Here is a 19,780-nt window from a genome sequence, read left to right as displayed (position 1 = left end):
TCAGGCGTCCTTCTGCTTGGTGCCGAAGATCTTGTCACCGGCATCGCCCAGGCCCGGGATGATGTAGCCGTGCTCGTTGAGTTTCTGATCGATGGAGGCGGTGTAGATGGTCACGTCCGGGTGGGCTTTCTCGACCGCGGCGATACCTTCGGGAGCCGCCACCAGGACCATCGCACGGATATCCTTGCAGCCGGCTTTCTTCAGCAGGTCGATGGTCGCGACCATCGAACCGCCGGTGGCGAGCATCGGGTCGATGATCATTGCCAGGCGTTCGTCGATTTCCGGGACCAGCTTTTCCAGGTAGGTGTGGGCTTCGAGGGTTTCCTCGTTGCGGGCTACGCCCACGGCGCTGACCTTGGCGCCCGGGATCAGGCTGAGCACGCCTTCGAGCATGCCGATGCCAGCGCGCAGGATCGGCACCACGGTGATTTTCTTGCCGGCGATTTTCTCGACCTGCACGGTGCCGCACCAGCCTTCGATATCGTAGGTTTCGAGGGGCAGGTCCTTGGTCGCCTCATAGGTCAGCAACGCACCGACTTCCTGGGCGAGCTCACGGAAGTTCTTCGTGCTAATGTCAGCGCGGCGCATAAGGCCGAGCTTGTGACGGATCAGCGGATGGCGGATCTCACGGATGGGCATGGGGAAAGGCTCCGACGGCGGGCAAAAAAACCGGCCTAGATTAATCTATCCGGGGAAGATGTCCTATAGAACGCTAATACGTTAGTCCAGAAACCCTTGATCTGGCCCTTCGGGGTGCGTACCTTTGCCGGCTTTTCTTGCGCAGCTCCGTGCACGAGCCCTATACACGCCCCCTATCCTATACAAGCCCCCTATGGAGAGCGCCATGTCCGCTGATCTCGAGCATATCCGTCAAGTCATGCGCGAAGCCGACTGCCTGTACACCAACGACGAAGTCGAAGCGGCCATCGCCCGGGTCGGCGCGCAGATCAATGCCGAACTGGCCGAGCGCAATCCGGTGGTGTTCTGCGTGATGAACGGCGGCCTGATCTTCTCCGGCAAATTGCTGACCTACCTCGATTTCCCGCTGGAAGCGTCCTATCTGCATGCCACCCGCTATCGCAACGAAACCAGCGGCGGCGACCTGTTCTGGAAAGCCAAGCCGGAAGTCTCGTTCATCGACCGCGACGTGCTGATCATCGATGACATCCTCGACGAAGGCCACACCCTGGGTGCGATCATCGACTTCTGCAAGCATGCCGGTGCCCGCCAGGTGCACACCGCCGTACTGATCGACAAGGATCACGACCGCAAGGCGCGCCCGGACCTGAAGGCGGATTATGTCGGCCTGCCGTGCATCGACCGTTACATCTTCGGCTACGGCATGGACTACAAGGGCTACTGGCGCAACGCCGCCGGCATCTTTGCCGTCAAGGGCATGTAACCCATGGCCGCGCCGAGCTTTCTCGATCAAGCGTTGTTTGCCGACCTGGCCGGCAAGGCCACGGACAGCCCTCGCGGGCGCACGCACCACAACTTTCACCAGATGGACGAGCCGTGCCACCGCATGGCGGTTGGCTTGCAGCCAAGCACTTATATTCCACCGCATCGGCACCTGAGTGCGGACAAGGCGGAAACCCTGCTGGTACTCAAGGGTTGCCTGGGTCTGCTGGTGTTCGATGAAACGGGTGCGTTGCTGGACAAGCGGGTGCTGCAGGCCGGTGGCGATTGCCCGGGTGTGGACCTGCCGGCCGGGGTGTTCCATGGCCTGGTGGTGCTGGAAGCCGACAGCGTCATGTTCGAGTGCAAGGCGGGTCCCTATCGTCCGGTGGGCGAAGGCGAGATGGCGGCCTGGGCGCCGCGTGAAGGCGAGGCGGGTGTCGCCGCGTACCAGGCCTGGATGCGCGCGCAGTTCGACTGAAGTCCCATGCTTTGCCGTATCATTAGCCGACTAACGACAGGCTATGGGTTTCTACGGCATGCTGGCCATCTTCCTCGGCACCCTGACCATCACCGCGCCGGTGTTCGCCATGCTGTTTCTGGGCGTGGCGCTCAAGCGCGTTGGCTGGATCAACGACAACTTTATCCACACGGCCTCGGCACTGGTGTTCAACGTCACCATGCCGGCGCTGCTGTTCCTCGGGATCCTCCACGCCGACCTGCATTCGGCCCTGAAGCCCGCGGTGCTGGGGTACTTCAGCGTCGCCACCCTGGCGATGTTCGCCGGTGCCTGGGGCTGGGCGATCTGGCGTTGCCCCAAGGTCGATCGCGGCATCTACACCCAGGGAGCCTTTCGCGGTAACAATGGGGTGATCGGCCTGGCCCTGGCGGCCAGCATGTATGGCGACTACGGAATTTCCCTCGGGGCGATTCTCGCCGCGCTGGTGATTCTCTTCTACAACACCCTCTCGACCATTGTCCTGGCGGTCTACAGCCCGGTGATCAAGTCCGATCCCTGGAGCATCTGCAAGAGTGTCTTCAGCAACCCGCTGATCATCAGCGTGATCGCCGCCGCGCCCTTTGCCTACTGGCAGATCGGCCTGCCCGGCTGGCTGGAGACTTCCGGCAATTACCTGGCGCAGATGACCCTGCCGCTGGCGCTGATCTGCATTGGTGGCACGCTGTCCCTGGCGGCACTGCGCAAGAGCGGCGACATGGCGCTGAGCGCGAGCCTGGTGAAAATGGTCGGCATGCCCGTGTTGTCGACCTTTGGTGCCTGGCTGTGCGGTTTTCGCGGAGCGGAACTGGGGATTCTGTTTCTCTACTTCGGCAGCCCGACGGCAGCGGCCAGTTTTGTCATGGCCCGGGCGGCCAACGGCAATCATGAGCTGGCAGCGGCGATTATCGTGATCACCACGCTGATGGCGGCGATCACGACCAATATCGGCATCTTCGTGTTGCAATGGGGCGGTTGGATCTGACATCTGCGGATGCAGTTCCAGGCCCGAGCCGATCACGCTCTAGGTAGGAGCCGGCTTGCCGGCGATCCGCCGAGGCGGCCATTGATTGAAGTTTCTGGCGCTGGCGAGATCGTTATCGCCGGCAAGCCGGCTCCTACCGTATTGCGGGGTGTCAGTCAGCCTTCTGGTAGGCGTCGATGACTTCCTGGGCTGCGCGGAATGCATCGATCGCCGCCGGTACGCCGGCATACACCGCGCAATGCAGCAGCGCTTCGCGAATCTCTTCCACGGTGCAGCCATTGTTCAAGGCGCCGCGTACATGGCCCTTGAGTTCTTGCGGGCACTTGAGCGCTGTCAGCGCGGCCAGGGTAATCAGGCTGCGGGTCTTGAGTGGCAAGCCTTCGCGATTCCAGACGCTGCCCCAGGCGTGTTCGTTGACGAAATCCTGCAGCGGCTGGCTGAACTCGGTGGCATTGCCCAGGGCACGGTCGACGAACACATCGCCCATCACCTGACGACGCATCTCGACACCGGCTTTTTTCTGATCGGTCATTACAGTGGCTCCTAGGAATGTTGGCGACGCCAGGCTCTCAGCGTACTGAAAAGTAAATAAGCCAGCAGCGCCGGCAGGATGAAAAACAGCATCAGGTGTTCCAGCCGCACCGCCATCGGCATGCCGGTGGTGAACCACACCACGTGCAGCCCGTAAGCCAGGTACAGGCCGAGAAACAGCAGGCCTTCGGCGCGGGTGATGCGATAACCGGAGTAGAACACCGGCCAGCACAGCGCCGCGACGCCGAGCATGACCGGCAGGTCGAACGACAGGGCGTTGGGTGATACCGACAAGGGGGCCGGGGCGATCAGGGCCGTGACGCCCAGCACCCCCAGCAGGTTGAACAGGTTGCCGCCGATCACGTTGCCGACGGCGATATCCCGCTGGCCACGGAAGGCGGCGATCAATGAGGTTGCCAGTTGCGGCAGCGAGGTGCCGACGGCGACCACGGTCAGGCCGACGATGCGCTCGGACAGGCCCAGCTCGGTGGCGACCTCCACCGCCGCATCCAGCAGCAGGTGACCGGCGAGCGCCAGTAGCCCCAGGCCCAGCAGCATCCAGATCACGCTGCTGATCCATGGTGCGCGCGGGCGCTCAGGGTGGTGCTCGGGATGTTGATGGGCATGATGGCTGTGCTGCGAGGTGCGCAGCAGCAAGCCCAGGTACAGGGCGAAGATCACCAGCATCAGCACGCCATCGAAACGGCTCAGTTCCTCGTTGAGGGCCAGGCCGAAGACCAGCAGGCTGGCGACGATCATCAGCGGGATATCCAGCCGCACCAACTGGCGTGAGACCCGCAGGGGGATGATCAGCGCCGATAGGCCCAGGGTCACCAGGGTGTTGAAGATATTGCCGCCGATCACGCTGCCAACCGCGATATCGGCGTTTTCATAGAAAGCCGCCTGCAAGCTGACGGCCATCTGTGGCGCGCTGCTGCCGAAGGCGACGATGGTCAGGCCGATCAGCAGCGGGCGCACCCGCAGGCTCGCCGCCAGGCGCACGGCCGCGCGCACCAGCAGTTCGGCGCCGACGATCAGCAGTAACAGGCCGCCGAGCAGTTGAATCAGGCTCAGCAGCGGCAGGGCGGTCAATCCGAAAATGGCGGGGCTCCCGAAGTCAGTCGTTGAGGCTTTGCACACGAACGCGCGCGGTGCCGCTTTGCAGCATGCCCAACTGCTCGGCCGCTTCCCGTGAAAGATCGATCAGGCGCCCGCGGGTATGGGGGCCACGGTCGTTGATACGGACCACGACGCTGCGGTCATTGGCGAGGTTGGTGACTTTTACCCGGGTGCCGAAAGGCAGCTGGCGATGGGCGGCGGTCAGGCCGTGCTGGTCGAACGGCTCGCCGCTGGCGGTACGTTTGCCGTGGTGCCGGGCACCGTAGTAGGACGCCACGCCGGTTTCGTCGTAGCCGCGCGGGTCGATGTCGTGGGTGGCACAACCGGCCAGCAGGCTGAGGAGGGCGCAGGCGCCGAACAGGCGTTTCATCGGATATCCTCGGTGGAGCTGCGATTACGCATCTGTGGCGAGGGGGCTTGCCCCCGTTCGGCTGCGAAGCAGTCGTAAAACCAGGCACCTCGTTCTGTCTGAGGTACCGAGAGTATTGGTTTCAGGGCCGCTTCGCGGCCCAACGGGGGCAAGCCCTTTCGCCACAAGGGTGGTGCCAGCACACTTGAGCGTTATCAGCCTTCGAGCTTGCTTTTCAGCAGTTCGTTCACCTGTTGCGGGTTGGCCTTGCCCTTGGAGGCCTTCATCGCCTGGCCGACAAAGAAGCCGAACATCTTGCCGCGTTTGGCTTCATCCGCCGCACGGTACTGCTCGACCTGCTCGGCGTTGGCCGCGAGGACTTCGTCCAGTACCTTCTCGATGGCACCGCTGTCGGTCACCTGTTTCAGGCCGCGTGCCTCGATCACCTGGTCGGCGTTGCCTTCGCCGTTGGCCATGGCTTCGAAGACGGTCTTGGCGATCTTGCCGGAGATGGTGTTGTCCTTGATCCGCAACAACATGCCGCCCAGTTGCTCGGCCGATACCGGCGCCTGGTCGATTTCCACGCCCAGCTTGTTCAGCAGGCTGCCCAGCTCGACCATGACCCAGTTGGCCGCCAGCTTGGCGTCGCCGCCGATGCTCGCCACCTGCTCGAAGTAGTCCGCCTGTTCGCGGCTCGAGGCCAGGACACTGGCGTCATACAGCGACAGGCCGTACTGGGACTGGAAGCGCTCGCGTTTCTGCGGCGGCAGTTCCGGCAGGTTGGCGCGCACTTCATCCAGGAACGCATCCTCGATGACCACCGGCAACAGATCCGGATCGGGGAAGTAACGGTAGTCGTTGGCTTCCTCCTTGCTGCGCATGGCCCGGGTCTCGTCCTTGTTCGGGTCGTACAGGCGGGTTTGCTGGATGATCTTGCCGCCGTCCTCGATCAGTTCGATCTGACGCTGGACTTCAGTGTTGATCGCCTTCTCGATAAAACGGAACGAGTTGACGTTCTTGATCTCGCAGCGGGTGCCGAACTCGACCTGGCCTTTCGGCCGTACCGACACGTTGCAGTCGCAACGCAGCGAACCTTCGGCCATGTTGCCGTCACAGATGCCCAGGTAGCGCACCAGCGCGTGGATCGCCTTGACGTAGGCCACGGCTTCCTTGGCGCTGCGCATGTCCGGCTCGGAGACGATTTCCAGCAGCGGCGTGCCGGCACGGTTCAGGTCGACACCGGTGAAACCGTTGAATTCCTCGTGCAGGCTCTTGCCGGCGTCTTCTTCCAGGTGCGCCCGGGTGATGCCGACACGCTTGACCGTGCCGTCTTCCAGGGTGATGTCGAGGTGGCCCTTGCCGACGATCGGCAGTTCCATCTGGCTGATCTGGTAGCCCTTGGGCAGGTCCGGATAGAAGTAGTTCTTGCGGGCGAACACGTTGTGCTGGCCGATCTCGGCGTCGATCGCCAGGCCGAACTTCACGGCCATGCGCACGGCTTCTTCGTTCAGCACCGGCAACACGCCGGGCATGCCCAGGTCAACCAGGCTGGCCTGGGTGTTGGGCTCGGAGCCGAAGGTGGTCGAACTGCCGGAGAAAATCTTCGATTGGGTGGCGAGCTGGGTATGAATCTCCAGCCCGATCACGACTTCCCATTGCATGGTGTTACTCCTCAGAAGCCGGTTGGGGTGCGGGTGTGCCAGTCAGTGTTCAACTGATACTGGTGCGCAACGTTGAGCAAGCGGCCTTCCTGGAAATACGGGGCAAGCAATTGCACGCCGACCGGCAAGCCGTCGACGAAGCCCGCAGGCATGGACAAGCCCGGCAGACCCGCGAGGTTGGCGGTGATGGTGTAGAAGTCTTCCAGATACTCGGCGACCGGGTCGTTGTTCTTGGCGCCGATCTTCCAGGCCGGGTTGGGCGTGGTCGGGCCGAGAATGACGTCGACTTCATTGAAGGCACTCATGAAATCGTTCTTGATCAGGCGACGGATTTTCTGTGCCTTGAGGTAGTAGGCGTCGTAGTAGCCGGCCGACAGGGCGTAGGCGCCGACCAGGATCCGGCGCTGCACTTCGGTGCCGAAACCTTCGCCACGGGAGCGTTTGTACAGGTCTTCGAGGTCGATCGGGTTTTCGCAGCGATGGCCGAAGCGCACGCCGTCGAAACGCGACAGGTTGGACGAGGCCTCGGCCGGGGCGATCACGTAGTAGGCCGGAATCGCGTGCTGGTTGTTCGGCAGGCTGATTTCCTTGATCACCGCGCCGAGCTTCTCCAGTTCCTTGACGCTGTTGTGCACCAGTTCGGCGATGCGCGGGTCGAGGCCGGCGCTGAAGTATTCCTTCGGCACGCCGATGCGCAGGCCCTGGAGCGAGCCGTTGAGGCTGGCGCTGTAGTCCGGCACCGGTTCATCGATGCTGGTGGAGTCCTGCGGGTCGAAGCCTGCCATGCCTTGCAGCAGCAGGGCGCAGTCTTCGGCGGTGCGAGCCAGCGGGCCGCCCTGGTCGAGGCTGGAGGCGTAGGCGATCATGCCCCAGCGCGAAACGCGACCGTAGGTCGGTTTCAGCCCGGTGAGGTTGGTGAACGCCGCCGGCTGGCGGATCGAGCCGCCGGTATCGGTCGCGGTGGCTGCCGGCAACAGGCGCGCGGCCACGGCGGCCGCCGAACCGCCGGACGAACCGCCCGGCACGTGTTCCAGGTTCCACGGGTTCCGGACCTTGCCGTAGTAGCTCGACTCGTTGGCCGAACCCATGGCGAATTCGTCCATGTTGGTCTTGCCCAGTGTCACGGCGCCGGCCGCGGCCAATTTGGCAACCACGGTGGCGTTGTAGGGCGCCTTGAAGTTGTCGAGCATCTTCGAGCCGCAACTGGTGCGCACGCCCTGGGTGCAGAACAGATCCTTGTGGCCGATCGGCGCGCCGAGCAGGGCGCCGTTCTCGCCATTGGCGCGCCGTGCGTCGGCGGCCTTGGCCTGCTGCAGGGCCAGCTCTTCGGTGAGGCTGATAAAGCTGTTGATCTGCGGATCGAGCTGGGCGATGCGCGCCAGCAGGGTCCGGGTCAGCTCTTCGGCGGAAAACTTCTTGTCGGCGAGTCCGCGGGCGATCTCGGCCAGAGTCAATTGATGCATTGCAGGCTCTTTCCCTTTAGTCGATGACTTTCGGAACCAGGTACAGGCCGTTTTCGACCGCTGGTGCGATGGACTGATAAGCCTCGCGGTTATTTCGCTCCGTGACGGCGTCGGCGCGCAGGCGCTGGCTCGCTTCCAGAGGGTGGGCAAGGGGTTCGATACCGTCGGTATCGACAGCCTGCATCTGGTCGACCAGACCCAGAATGCTGTTCAGGGCTTCGGTAGTGCGTGGAAGATCGGCTTCGACCAGGCCCAGGCGGGCCAGGTGAGCGATTTTTTCCACGTCGGAGCGGTCAAGCGCCATGGGAATCTCCAGTGGAAAACAAAATGGAAGCTGTCCGTGTGTTAGATTGTCGGAACACTACCGCATTTCTACGGTCACATGGCCGCGATTGTATGGGATGGTGCTCGGAAAAACGCCTAATTTAACATATTGGCGCCTTGCCCAAAATCCCCGTCGTTGTTAGAGTTTGCCGCACTTTTTTACCCACGCGTTGCCCAGGGTCCCTTTCCAATGTTCAAGAAACTGCGTGGCATGTTTTCCAGCGATCTCTCCATCGACCTGGGCACAGCCAACACCCTTATTTACGTGCGCGAGCGCGGTATCGTCCTGAATGAGCCATCGGTTGTTGCGATTCGCACCCATGGCAACCAGAAAAGTGTCGTTGCCGTCGGTACCGAGGCCAAGCGCATGCTCGGCCGTACACCGGGCAACATTGCTGCCATTCGTCCGATGAAGGACGGCGTGATCGCCGACTTCAGCGTCTGCGAAAAGATGCTGCAGTACTTCATCAACAAGGTTCACGAAAACAGCTTCCTGCAGCCCAGTCCCCGTGTGCTGATCTGCGTGCCGTGCAAGTCGACCCAGGTCGAGCGCCGTGCCATCCGTGAATCGGCGCTTGGTGCCGGTGCCCGCGAAGTGTTCCTGATCGAAGAGCCGATGGCTGCCGCGATCGGTGCCGGCCTGCCGGTTGAAGAAGCCCGTGGCTCGATGGTCGTCGATATCGGTGGCGGTACCACTGAAATCGCACTGATCTCCCTGAACGGTGTGGTCTATGCCGAATCCGTACGCGTCGGCGGCGACCGCTTCGACGAAGCGATCATCACCTACGTGCGCCGTAACTACGGCAGCCTGATCGGTGAATCCACCGCCGAGCGCATCAAGCAGGAAATCGGTACCGCCTACCCGGGCGGTGAAGTTCGTGAAGTCGACGTACGCGGTCGTAACCTGGCCGAAGGCGTGCCACGTGCCTTTACCCTGAACTCCAATGAAGTGCTGGAAGCCCTGCAGGAATCCCTGGCGACCATCGTCCAGGCGGTGAAGAGCGCCCTGGAGCAGTCGCCTCCGGAACTGGCCTCGGACATCGCCGAGCGTGGCCTGGTGCTGACCGGTGGTGGCGCGCTGTTGCGTGACCTCGACAAGCTGCTGGCCCAGGAAACCGGTCTGCCGGTGATCGTTGCCGAAGACCCGCTGACCTGTGTCGCCCGTGGCGGCGGCCGTGCCCTGGAAATGATGGATAAACACACCATGGATCTGCTTTCCAGCGAGTAAGTTCGCTGGCAGGCTCTATGATGTTCCGTTCACAGGCAGCACTTTGCAGTGCTGCCTGTTGCGTTTATCTTCTGTCAATCTTCATCCAGGCCGGTTTGATGCCGTATGAATAAAATGACTCATTGCCCGGGAGGAGCGGCTTATTAAACCGCTTTTCGCCAAAGGCCCCTCATTGGGCGTGCGCTTGTTGGTGCTGGTCGTGCTATCGGTCGCGCTGATGGTGGTCGATGCCCGTTTCACACTGCTCAAGCCCGTGCGCAGCCAGATGTCGCTGGTGCTGATGCAGTCATACTGGATCACCGACCTGCCGCAACGCTTGTGGCAAGGTGTCGCCAGCCAGTTCGGCAGTCGTACCGAACTGGTCGCCGAGAACGAAAAACTCCAGACCGAAAACCTGCTGCTGCAAGGGCGCCTGCAGAAACTCGCGGCCCTCACCGAGCAGAACGTGCGTCTGCGCGAATTGCTCAACTCGTCGGCACTGGTCAACGAGAAGGTCGAAGTCGCCGAGCTGATCGGCATGGATCCCAACCCGTTCACCCATCGCATCATCATCAACAAGGGTGAGCGCGACGGCGTGGTGCTCGGGCAGCCGGTACTCGATGCCCGTGGCCTGATGGGCCAGGTGGTCGAGTTGATGCCGTACACCTCCCGCGTGCTGCTGCTGACCGACACCACCCACAGCATTCCGGTGCAGGTCAACCGCAACGGCCTGCGCGCGATTGCCAGCGGCACCGGCAATCCCGAACGTCTGGAACTGCGTCACGTCGCCGACACCGCCGACATCAAGGAAGGCGACCTGCTGGTCAGCTCCGGCCTGGGCCAGCGGTTCCCGGCCGGTTATCCGGTGGCGACGGTCAAGGAAGTGATTCACGACTCCGGCCAGCCTTTCGCCATTGTCCGCGCCGTGCCGACCGCCGCGTTGAACCGTAGCCGTTACCTGTTGCTGGTGTTCAGCGATGGTCGTACGCCGGAAGAGCGTGCCAACGAAGCGGCCCAGGCTCAGGAAGCCGACAAGCAGGGCGACGGCGCTCCGATCGTACCGGCTACCGTGCCGAAACCGGCCGCGGCTGCAACTGCGGCGACAACGGCGGCTCCCGCAGCGGCGGCCCCGGCGAGCAAACCTGCGGCTCATGCCGCCGGCACCAGCACCCCGGCCCATGCGACACCGGCACCCAAGCCGGCTACCGTCAAGCCCGCGGCGACCAAGCCACCGGCCAGCAAGCCGCCAGCGGCTGCACCGTCCACCCAACGGCAGGAGGAATAATGGCGGGCGCTACTCTTTCGCGTAACGGCTGGATCGTCTGGCTGACCTTTGCTGTCGGCCTGCTGCTCAGTGTCTCGCCGTTGCCGCAGTTCATGGAAATCCTGCGCCCGCTGTGGCTGGCGCTGTTGCTGGCCTTCTGGTCGCTGTACCTGCCGCACAAGATCGGCATGGTCACCGCATTCCTGCTGGGGTTGGCCGAGGACGTGCTCTACGGCACGCTGCTCGGACAGAACGCCTTGATCCTGACACTGATCACCTTCCTCGTGCTGTCGCTGCAACAGCGCCTGCGCATGTTCCCGATGTGGCAGCAGAGCCTGGTGATCCTGGTGATTTTCGGTCTTGCACAGCTGGTACAGCTCTGGCTCAGCGCCCTGACCGGCAACCGCCAGCCGACCCTGGCGCTGGTGCTGCCGGCCCTGGTCAGTGCCCTGCTCTGGCCGTGGATCAGCTTCGGGCTGCGTGGACTGCGTCGACGCTACAAGATCAACTGACTGCATCGCGACCATTTTCCGGTGAGCTGGCGATAAGCCTTGAATGTCCCGATAAAGCGCCCTGACACGGAGATGTCCCCATGACCCAGCTCTACCTGGCCTCCGGATCACCGCGTCGGCGTGAACTGCTCACCCAGATCGGCGTGCCCTTCACCGCGATCAGCGCGGATATCGATGAAACGCCCCAGGTGGATGAAGCGCCGACGGCCTATGTCGAGCGCCTGGCGCGCGGCAAGGCCGCAGCCGGCCGGGCCGCGCTGGCGAACCCCCAGGCGCCGTGCTGTGTGCTGGGTGCCGATACCGCCGTGGTGCTCGACGGCAAGATCCTCGGCAAGCCACTGGATGAGGCGGACGCGGTGGCGACGTTGCTGGCCTTGTCCGGTCGCGAGCACGAAGTGCTCACCGCCGTCGCGCTGTTGGACGGTGAGCGCTGCGAGTCGCGGGTGGTCCGCAGCCTAGTGAAATTTCGTACGATCAAAACAGAAGAGGCATCTGCCTACTGGTCGAGCGGCGAGCCTTGTGACAAGGCTGGAAGCTATGCCATTCAAGGCCTTGCCGCGGTTTTCGTGGCGGGTCTGAACGGCAGCTATTCGGGCGTGGTGGGCTTGCCGTTGTGCGAAACCGCAGAACTGCTCGGCCATTTCGGCATACCCTGTTGGCAAAACCTTATCGTGCGCTGATTGCCGCACTCCAGTGAACGGCAATTATTGTGAACACGCCTGAACGAGACCCAGCCATGAGTGAAGAGATCCTGATCAACATCACGCCGATGGAATCGCGCGTGGCGGTGGTAGAAAACGGTGTGTTGCAAGAGGTGCATGTCGAGCGGACGCAGAAGCGCGGTATCGTCGGCAATATCTACAAAGGCAAGGTGGTGCGGGTCCTGCCGGGCATGCAGGCGGCGTTCGTCGATATCGGCCTGGATCGGGCGGCCTTTATCCATGCCTCGGAAATTTCCATGCGCGAAGGCCCGGCGGTGGAAAGCATCAGCGCGCTGGTTCACGAAGGACAGAGCCTGGTGGTGCAAGTCACCAAGGACCCCATCGGCACCAAGGGCGCACGCCTGACCACGCAACTGTCGATTCCCTCGCGTTACCTGGTGTACATGCCGCGTACCGCCCATGTCGGCATCTCGTTGAAGATCGAGGAGGAAGCCGAGCGTGACCGGCTGAAGAAGGTCGTCAGCGACTGTGTGGCCCAGGAAGGCATCAAGGAAGCCGGCGGGTTTATCCTGCGCACAGCCGCCGAAGGGGCGGGGGCTGACGAGATCATGATGGATATCCGTTATCTGCGCCGGCTCTGGGATCAGATCGGTGCACAGATCAAGACCATCGGCGCGCCCAATGTCATCTACGAGGACCTCGGCCTGGCGCTGCGGACCCTGCGTGACCTGGTCAGCCCGAAGATCGAGAAGATCCGCATCGATTCCCGGGAAACCTTCCAGAAAACCACGCAGTTCGTCGCCGAGCTGATGCCGGAAATCGCCGACCGTCTCGAACACTATCCCGGTGAACGGCCGATCTTCGACCTCTATGGCGTCGAGGACGAGATCCAGAAAGCCCTGGAACGCAAGGTGCCGCTCAAGTCCGGCGGCTACCTGGTGGTCGACCCGGCGGAAGCCATGTCCACCATCGACGTCAACACCGGGGCCTTCGTCGGTCATCGCAATCTCGAAGAAACCATCTTCAAGACCAATCTCGAGGCGGCCACCGCGATCGCCCGCCAACTGCGCCTGCGCAACCTCGGCGGGATCATCATCATCGATTTCATCGATATGGAAGACGAGGAGCACCAGCGCCAGGTGCTGCGGACCCTGGAAAAACAGCTGGAACGCGATCACGCCAAGACCAACATCATCGGTATCACCGAGCTGGGCCTGGTGCAGATGACCCGCAAACGCACCCGCGAAAGCCTCGAGCAGGTACTCTGCGAGCCGTGCAGCAGCTGCCAGGGACGCGGCAAGCTGAAAACCCCGGAGACGGTTTGTTACGAGATTTTCCGCGAGATCCTCCGCGAGGCCCGTGCCTATCAGGCCGAAGGTTATAGAGTGTTGGCCAACCAGAAAGTCGTTGACCGCCTGCTGGATGAAGAGTCGGGCAATGTCGCGGAGCTGGAAGGGTTTATCGGACGGACCATTCGTTTCCAGGTCGAAACCATGTATTCCCAGGAACAATACGACGTGGTGCTGCTCTGATTCCCTGCTCTGTACATACACTGTCCATGCTGGCTGGCGTTGGCCTGTTCATCGAACCTTGCCTGAGGGGCCACTGACATGGAGCGTCTGACACGCTTTGTTGCCGCGTTGACCCGCTGGGGCCTGGGTATCTGTGCGTTGTTGCTGGTGCTGGTGGCCTTGTATGCCAGCCTGGGGCGGCAGTTCGTGCCGCTGGTGGCCGAGTATCGCGCCGATGTCGAAGGCAAGGCACAGGCCGCACTGGGCATGCCACTGTCCATCGGTAGCCTGGAAGGGCGCTGGAGCGGCCTGGCGCCGGTGCTGCTGGCCCACGATGTGACGGTCGGCGCGGGGGCTTCGGCCTTGCGCCTGGATCATGTCCAGGTAATCCCGGATCTCTGGGCCAGCCTGCTGGCTCGTGAAGTACGCATAGCCCATCTTGAACTCAATGGCCTGCAGTTGAACCTGCGGCAGGACAAGGACGGCCAGTGGGCCCTCGAAGGATTGCCACAGTCGGACGGCCAGCCGCTGGACCCCGAGCAACTGCTGAACCGCCTGCAGATGATCGCGCAACTGTCGGTGCTGGACAGCCAGGTGACCCTGGAGCCCTTCGGCGAATCACCGCTGACCCTGACCTATGTCGGCCTGAACCTGCAAACCGGCCTGGCTCGTCAGCGCCTGGATGCCCGCCTGACCCTGCCCGATGGCCAGCCCCTGGCGCTCAACCTGAGTACCCGATTGCAGGCCGGCGCCTGGCGCCAGGGCTCCGCCGACGTCTACCTGAGCCTGCCGCAGAGCGACTGGGCCCGTTGGTTGCCGGCGAGCTTGAAGCAGAAATGGAACATCGCCGAGTTCAAGGCCGGCGGCGAATTCTGGTTGAAATGGGCCGATGGCACGGTGCAAAGCGCGGTCGCGCGGCTTAATGCCCCACAATTTCGTGGTGCCTACGCTGACCGAAAACCGGTGAAAATCGAGAACCTGGCCCTCAACGCCTATCTGCAGCGCAACAGCCAGGGTTTCAGTCTGCTGCTCGACTCCCTGGCGATGAACCTGGGGAAGACCCGCTGGGAATCCCATCTGCAATTGCAGCAGACGGCGGCGACCGACAAGGCCGGGGAGTTGTGGCACGTACAGGCCGATCGCCTCGACCTGACGCCGATTACCCCGTTGCTCGATGGCCTGGCGCCGCTGCCGGAAGGCCTGGCGACCGTGATCGATCACCTGAAGGTCACCGGCGCCTTGCGCAATGTGCTGCTCGATTACCGTCCGCAGGAAACCGGCGACCGCCGTCTCAGCTTCGAGGCCAACCTGGAGCGGGTCGGTTTCGACGCCTATCACGGCGCGCCGGCGGCGCGTAATGTCAGCGGCAGCATCAGCGGCGACCTTGGCCAGGGCGAGTTGCGCATGGACAGCAAGGACTTCTCGCTGTTCCTGTATCCAATCTTCAACAAGCCCTGGCAGTACATCCAGGCCAATGCCCGCCTGACCTGGAAACTCGACCAGCAGGGTTTCACCCTGATCGCCCCCTATATCAAGGTGCTGGGGGAGGAAGGCAAGATCGCCGCCGACTTCCTGATCCGCCTGCATTTCGAACATGACCAGGAAGACTACATGGACCTGCGGGTCGGCCTGGTGGACGGTGAGGGGCGTTTCACTCCGAAATACCTGCCGGCGGTGCTGAGCCCATCCCTCGACGAGTGGCTGCGTACTTCCATCCTCCACGGCGCGGTGGAGCAGGGCTTCTTCCAGTATCAAGGCTCGCTGGACCATGATGCGGTGGCTGCCGCGCGCAATATCAGCCTGTTCTTCAAGGTCCACGACGCCGAACTGGCCTTCCAGCCGGGCTGGCCGCATGTCAGCAAGGTCAGCGGTGATGTCTTCATCGAGGACAGTGGCGTGCGGATCAAGGCCAGCAAAGGCCAGTTGCTCGACACTCAGGTCAAGGACGTCGTGGTCAATATCCCCCACTCATCGGGTGGCAAGCCTCCACATATGTTTCTCGATGGCGGTTTTGCCGGTGGCCTCGGCGATGGCCTGAAGATTCTCCAGGAAGCCCCGATCGGCACCGCCTCGACCTTTGCCGGCTGGCAAGGGGAGGGCGACCTGCAAGGCAAGGTCAAGCTGGATATCCCGCTGGAGAAAGGCGAGGAGCCGAAGATCCAGGTGGACTTCGCCACTGACAAGGCGCGGCTGAAACTGGCCGATCCGACCCTGGAACTGACCCAGCTCAAGGGCAACTTCCGTTTTGACAGTGCCAAGGGCCTGAGCGGCGACGCGATCACCGCCCAGGCGTTCGACCGGCCGATCACCGCGCAGATTGCCGCCGTTGGCAAGCCCGGTGATCTCGGCACCCGGGTGACCGCCAAGGGGCAGGTGGCGATCAGGAAACTCACCGATTGGCTGGGTGTCAGCCAGCCGTTGCCAGTGTCCGGCGACCTGCCCTATCAGTTGCAGTTGAACCTGGACGGCGCCGACAGCCAGTTGATGATCAACTCCAACCTCAAGGGCGTCGCCGTCGATCTGCCGGCGCCCTTTGGCATGCCGGCCAGCCAGGGCCGCGACAGCGTGTTCCGCATGACCCTGCAAGGCGCCGAGCGCCGCTACTGGTTCGACTACGGCGAGCTGGCGAACTTCACCTTTGCTGCGCCGAGCGGCAAGTTCGGCGATGGCCGCGGTGAGCTGTTCCTCGGCGATGGCGACGCCCAGTTGCCGACGATCAAGGGGTTGCGTGTCCGTGGCGTGCTTTCGGAACTGGACCTGGAACCGTGGAAAGCGGTGGTTGATCGTTATGCCGGCCAGGATCCCGGTGGCAACGCCAGGCAGTTGCTCAGCAGCGCGGATTTCAAGGTCGACAAGCTCACGGGCTTTGGTACCCGCTTCGACCAGGTGAGCCTGCAGATGGCCCGCAGCGCCACGGCCTGGGGCCTGACGATCGACAGCCAGCAGGCCAAGGGCAGTGTGACCCTGCCGGATGCCAAGGACGCGCCGATCGGTGTCAAGCTGGCCTATGTGCGCTTGCCGGCACCGGATCCGAGCGTGGTGGCCGATGAAAATGCGCCGGACCCATTGGCTTCGACGGATCCGCGGCAGATTCCGGCGCTGGATATCAGCATCGATCAACTGTTCCAGGGCCAGGACCTGGTGGGGGCCTGGTCGCTCAAGGCCCGGCCGACGGCCAAGGGCGTCAGGCTCAATGATCTCAACCTCGGCCTCAAGGGCATGCAACTGGAGGGCAACGGCGGCTGGGAAGGTGTACCGGGCAGTAGCAACAGCTGGATCAACGGTCGCGTGGAAGGCAAGAACCTGGCGGACGTGCTGAAGGCCTGGAGTTTCGCGCCGACCGTGACCAGCGAGGATTTCCACCTGGATGTCGACGGACGCTGGCCCGGCTCGCCGGCCTGGGTCGGGCTCAAGCGTTTCTCCGGCAGCCTGGATGCGACCCTGCGCAAGGGCCAGTTCGTCGAAGTCGAGGGTGGGGCCCAGGCACTGCGGGTGTTCGGCCTGCTGAACTTCAACTCCATCGGTCGGCGCCTGCGCCTGGACTTCTCCGACCTGCTCGGCAAAGGCCTGAGCTATGACCGGGTCAAGGGGCTGCTGGTGGCCAGTGATGGCGTCTATGTCACCCGTGATCCGATCACCCTGACCGGACCCTCGAGCAACCTTGAGCTCAATGGCACGCTGGACATGGTCGCCGACCGGGTCGATGCGAAGCTGCTGGTGACCTTGCCGGTGACCAACAACCTGCCGATCGCCGCCCTGATCGTCGGCGCCCCGGCCATCGGCGGCGCGCTGTTCCTGATCGACAAGCTGATCGGTGATCGGGTCGCCCGCTTTGCCAGCGTGAAGTACAGCGTCACCGGTCCGTGGAAAGAACCGAAAATCACCTTCGACAAGCCTTTTGAGACGTCCAAGTAGAGCGCCATGGAGTAGCATGGCTGCCTACCTTTCAAGGAGTGCGCCATGACTTTCTCTGTCATCCAGATGGTCAGCCAGAGCGATGTGCTGGCCAACCTGAGCCAGGCCCGTCGTCTGCTCGAGCAAGCGGCCGAAGGTGGCGCGCGCCTGGCGGTACTGCCGGAAAACTTCGCCGCCATGGGCCGTCGGGATGCCGCGGCGATCGGTCGCGCCGAAGCCCTCGGCGAAGGACCGATCCTGCCCTGGTTGAAACAGACCGCCCGTGACCTCAGGTTATGGATAGTGGCGGGTACTTTGCCCCTGCCGCCGGTCGACCAGCCGGACGCCAAGGCCAATGCCTGCTCATTGCTGGTCGATGACCAGGGTGAGATGGTGGCCCGCTACGACAAGCTGCACCTGTTCGATGTGGACGTGGCGGATAATCGTGGGCGTTATCGCGAGTCCGATGACTATGCTCATGGTAGTCGGGTGGTGGTGGCCGATACGCCGGTGGGACGCCTGGGCCTGAGCGTATGTTATGACCTGCGCTTTCCCGAGCTGTACAGCGAGTTGCGCCAGGCCGGGGCCGAACTGATTACCGCGCCTTCGGCGTTTACTGCGGTGACCGGCGCGGCGCATTGGGACATCCTGATTCGTGCACGGGCCATCGAGACCCAGTGTTATGTGTTGGCTGCCGCCCAGGGCGGTGTGCACCCGGGGCCACGGGAAACCTTTGGGCATGCGGCGATTGTCGACCCGTGGGGGCGTATCGTCGCTGAACAGGATCAAGGCGAAGCGGTGTTGCTGGCCGAGCGCGACAGTACTGAACAGGCGTCCATACGGGCGCGAATGCCGGTGGCGAGCCATCGGCGCTTTTTCTCGCAGGGCGCACAGCGGCCTGCATCGGAATGACGAAATAAGGCGCAAAACCTATGAGCGAGTTGTTGTCCTCAGTCAGTGAACACCTGTTGGCGCCGGGTGGCGTGACGCTCGAAAACCTGCAATCGGTCCTCGGTGATCTGGCCGGGCCGGGCATCGACGCCGCCGACCTGTATTTCCAGGGGCAGATTTCCGAGTCCTGGTCCCTCGAAGACGGCATCGTCAAGGAAGGCAGTTTCAACCTCGACCAGGGTGTCGGCGTGCGTGCCCAGTCCGGTGAAAAAACCGGTTTCGCCTACAGCAACGCGATCACCCTTGAAGCCCTGGGCTCTGCAGCGCGCGCGGCCCGCTCGATTTCCCGTGCCGGGCAGAACGGTACCGTGCAGGCATTCACTACGCGGGATGTGGCGCAGCTCTACGCGCCGGACAACCCGCTGGATGTCATGACCCGTGCCGAGAAGGTCGAGCTGCTCAAGCGTGTCGACATCGCCACCCGTGCCCTGGACCCGCGTATCCAGCAGGTTTCGGTGAGCATGGCGGGAGTTTGGGAACGCATTCTCGTGGCCTCCACCGATGGCGGCCTGGCCGCGGACGTACGGCCGCTGGTGCGTTTCAATGTCAGCGTGATCGTCGAGCAGAACGGCCGGCGCGAGCGTGGCGGCCACGGCGGCGGCGGTCGTACCGACTACCGTTATTTCCTCACTGAAGACCGCGCCATGGGTTATGCCCGCGAGGCCTTGCGCCAGGCACTGGTCAATCTGGAGGCGATTCCCGCGCCGGCCGGTACCTTGCCGGTGGTGCTGGGGTCCGGCTGGTCCGGGGTCCTGTTGCACGAAGCGGTCGGCCATGGCCTGGAAGGCGATTTCAACCGCAAGGGCAGTTCGGCCTACAGCGGGCGGATGGGTGAAATGGTTGCGTCCAAGCTCTGCACCATCGTCGACGACGGCACCCTGGCCGGGCGTCGCGGCTCCCTCAGTGTCGATGACGAAGGTACGCCTACCGAATGCACCACGCTGATCGAAAACGGCGTGCTCAAGGGCTATATGCAGGACAAGTTGAATGCCCGGCTGATGGGCGTGGCGCGTACCGGTAACGGTCGTCGCGAGTCCTACGCGCACCTGCCGATGCCGCGCATGACCAACACCTACATGCTGGCTGGCGAAAGCGATCCGGCGGAAATCATCGCTTCGGTGAAGCGGGGCATCTACTGCGCCAACCTCGGCGGCGGCCAGGTCGATATCACCAGCGGCAAGTTCGTGTTCTCCACCAGCGAGGCCTACCTGATCGAGGACGGCAAGATCACCGCGCCGGTCAAGGGCGCGACGCTGATCGGTAACGGTCCGGAAGCCATGAGCAAGGTGTCGATGGTCGGTAACGACCTGGCGCTGGACAGTGGCGTGGGCACCTGCGGCAAGGATGGACAATCGGTGCCGGTGGGGGTTGGCCAGCCGACCTTGAAGATCGACGCGATCACCGTGGGTGGCACGGGGTCGTAGGAAGAGGGTGGAGCGTCGGGTGAGCGCCA

Annotated in this window: 18 protein-coding genes; 11 read left to right on the top strand and 7 right to left on the bottom strand. The window is 63.1% G+C overall.

The window, feature by feature from the left end; all coding sequences use genetic code 11:
• Positions 1 to 639 carry a uracil phosphoribosyltransferase gene (gene upp / locus HX851_RS44345; protein ID WP_177056259.1) on the bottom strand — a complete coding sequence of 213 codons (639 nt, stop codon included), beginning with the start codon at positions 637 to 639 and terminating at the stop codon, positions 1 to 3.
• Between the two features lie 205 nt (positions 640 to 844).
• On the opposite strand from upp, the gene HX851_RS44340 reads away from it, so the two are divergent.
• From HX851_RS44340 to HX851_RS44330, 3 genes are read left to right on the top strand one after another with little or no spacing between them, the layout of a single operon-like run.
• On the top strand, positions 845 to 1,402 hold the full coding sequence (locus tag HX851_RS44340) for a hypoxanthine-guanine phosphoribosyltransferase (protein ID WP_177056258.1): 558 nt from the start codon (positions 845 to 847) through the stop codon (positions 1,400 to 1,402).
• 3 nt (positions 1,403 to 1,405) lie between these two features.
• The gene (locus HX851_RS44335) at positions 1,406 to 1,879 is read left to right on the top strand and encodes a WbuC family cupin fold metalloprotein (protein WP_177056257.1); all 474 of its coding nucleotides are present in this window, start codon (positions 1,406 to 1,408) and stop codon (positions 1,877 to 1,879) included.
• A 58-nt stretch (positions 1,880 to 1,937) separates the two neighbouring features.
• Positions 1,938 to 2,879, top strand: coding sequence for an AEC family transporter (locus HX851_RS44330; protein ID WP_177056332.1), 942 nt, complete (start codon positions 1,938 to 1,940; stop codon positions 2,877 to 2,879).
• A 151-nt stretch (positions 2,880 to 3,030) separates the two neighbouring features.
• On the opposite strand, the gene HX851_RS44325 is transcribed toward HX851_RS44330, so the two are convergent.
• The 6 genes from HX851_RS44325 to gatC form a co-directional block, all read right to left on the bottom strand.
• Positions 3,031 to 3,411, bottom strand: a complete 381-nt coding sequence (locus HX851_RS44325) for a carboxymuconolactone decarboxylase family protein (protein ID WP_177056256.1) — start codon at positions 3,409 to 3,411, stop codon at positions 3,031 to 3,033.
• An 11-nt stretch (positions 3,412 to 3,422) separates the two neighbouring features.
• Positions 3,423 to 4,478 (bottom strand): calcium/sodium antiporter, encoded by a 1,056-nt coding sequence (locus HX851_RS44320; RefSeq protein WP_177056331.1) that lies wholly within the window; start codon positions 4,476 to 4,478, stop codon positions 3,423 to 3,425.
• A gap of 49 nt (positions 4,479 to 4,527) precedes the next feature.
• Complete coding sequence (locus HX851_RS44315) at positions 4,528 to 4,899, bottom strand: septal ring lytic transglycosylase RlpA family protein (RefSeq protein WP_177056255.1); 372 nt, start codon at positions 4,897 to 4,899, stop codon at positions 4,528 to 4,530.
• A 194-nt stretch (positions 4,900 to 5,093) separates the two neighbouring features.
• Positions 5,094 to 6,539 carry an Asp-tRNA(Asn)/Glu-tRNA(Gln) amidotransferase subunit GatB gene (gatB, locus tag HX851_RS44310; protein WP_177056254.1) on the bottom strand — a complete coding sequence of 482 codons (1,446 nt, stop codon included), beginning with the start codon at positions 6,537 to 6,539 and terminating at the stop codon, positions 5,094 to 5,096.
• An 11-nt stretch (positions 6,540 to 6,550) separates the two neighbouring features.
• Positions 6,551 to 8,002 carry an Asp-tRNA(Asn)/Glu-tRNA(Gln) amidotransferase subunit GatA gene (gatA, locus tag HX851_RS44305; protein ID WP_177056253.1) on the bottom strand — a complete coding sequence of 484 codons (1,452 nt, stop codon included), beginning with the start codon at positions 8,000 to 8,002 and terminating at the stop codon, positions 6,551 to 6,553.
• Between the two features lie 16 nt (positions 8,003 to 8,018).
• Positions 8,019 to 8,306 (bottom strand): Asp-tRNA(Asn)/Glu-tRNA(Gln) amidotransferase subunit GatC, encoded by a 288-nt coding sequence (gatC, locus tag HX851_RS44300; protein ID WP_017126548.1) that lies wholly within the window; start codon positions 8,304 to 8,306, stop codon positions 8,019 to 8,021.
• A gap of 210 nt (positions 8,307 to 8,516) precedes the next feature.
• Between gatC and mreB the strand changes: the two genes are divergently transcribed.
• The 8 genes from mreB to tldD all read left to right on the top strand — a co-directional run bounded on the left by mreB (position 8,517) and on the right by tldD (position 19,751).
• Positions 8,517 to 9,554, top strand: a complete 1,038-nt coding sequence (mreB, locus tag HX851_RS44295; protein WP_002555108.1) for a rod shape-determining protein MreB — start codon at positions 8,517 to 8,519, stop codon at positions 9,552 to 9,554.
• Positions 9,555 to 9,696: 142 nt separating this feature from the next.
• Positions 9,697 to 10,818 (top strand): rod shape-determining protein MreC, encoded by a 1,122-nt coding sequence (gene mreC / locus HX851_RS44290; protein ID WP_177066016.1) that lies wholly within the window; start codon positions 9,697 to 9,699, stop codon positions 10,816 to 10,818.
• Complete coding sequence (gene mreD / locus HX851_RS44285; RefSeq protein WP_177056252.1) at positions 10,818 to 11,309, top strand: rod shape-determining protein MreD; 492 nt, start codon at positions 10,818 to 10,820, stop codon at positions 11,307 to 11,309. The genes mreC and mreD overlap by 1 nt, the downstream gene beginning before the upstream one ends.
• Positions 11,310 to 11,389: 80 nt before the next feature.
• Positions 11,390 to 11,989, top strand: coding sequence for a Maf family protein (locus HX851_RS44280; RefSeq protein WP_177056251.1), 600 nt, complete (start codon positions 11,390 to 11,392; stop codon positions 11,987 to 11,989).
• 56 nt (positions 11,990 to 12,045) lie between these two features.
• A complete protein-coding gene (gene rng / locus HX851_RS44275; protein ID WP_017126544.1) occupies positions 12,046 to 13,503 on the top strand; it encodes a ribonuclease G in 1,458 nt (485 codons plus the stop codon).
• 78 nt (positions 13,504 to 13,581) lie between these two features.
• On the top strand, positions 13,582 to 17,397 hold the full coding sequence (locus tag HX851_RS44270) for a YhdP family protein (RefSeq protein ID WP_177056250.1): 3,816 nt from the start codon (positions 13,582 to 13,584) through the stop codon (positions 17,395 to 17,397).
• A gap of 45 nt (positions 17,398 to 17,442) precedes the next feature.
• On the top strand, positions 17,443 to 18,288 hold the full coding sequence (locus HX851_RS44265) for a carbon-nitrogen hydrolase family protein (protein WP_177056249.1): 846 nt from the start codon (positions 17,443 to 17,445) through the stop codon (positions 18,286 to 18,288).
• Positions 18,289 to 18,308: 20 nt separating this feature from the next.
• Complete coding sequence (gene tldD, locus HX851_RS44260; RefSeq protein ID WP_177056248.1) at positions 18,309 to 19,751, top strand: metalloprotease TldD; 1,443 nt, start codon at positions 18,309 to 18,311, stop codon at positions 19,749 to 19,751.
• Positions 19,752 to 19,780 lie beyond the last annotated feature (29 nt).

Source organism: Pseudomonas gingeri (genome assembly GCF_013385635.1).
Taxonomy (GTDB): Bacteria; Pseudomonadota; Gammaproteobacteria; order Pseudomonadales; family Pseudomonadaceae; genus Aquipseudomonas; species Aquipseudomonas gingeri_A.
The sequence above is the reverse complement of the archived record's forward strand: the minus strand, read 5'-3'. Positions and strand labels throughout refer to the sequence as shown.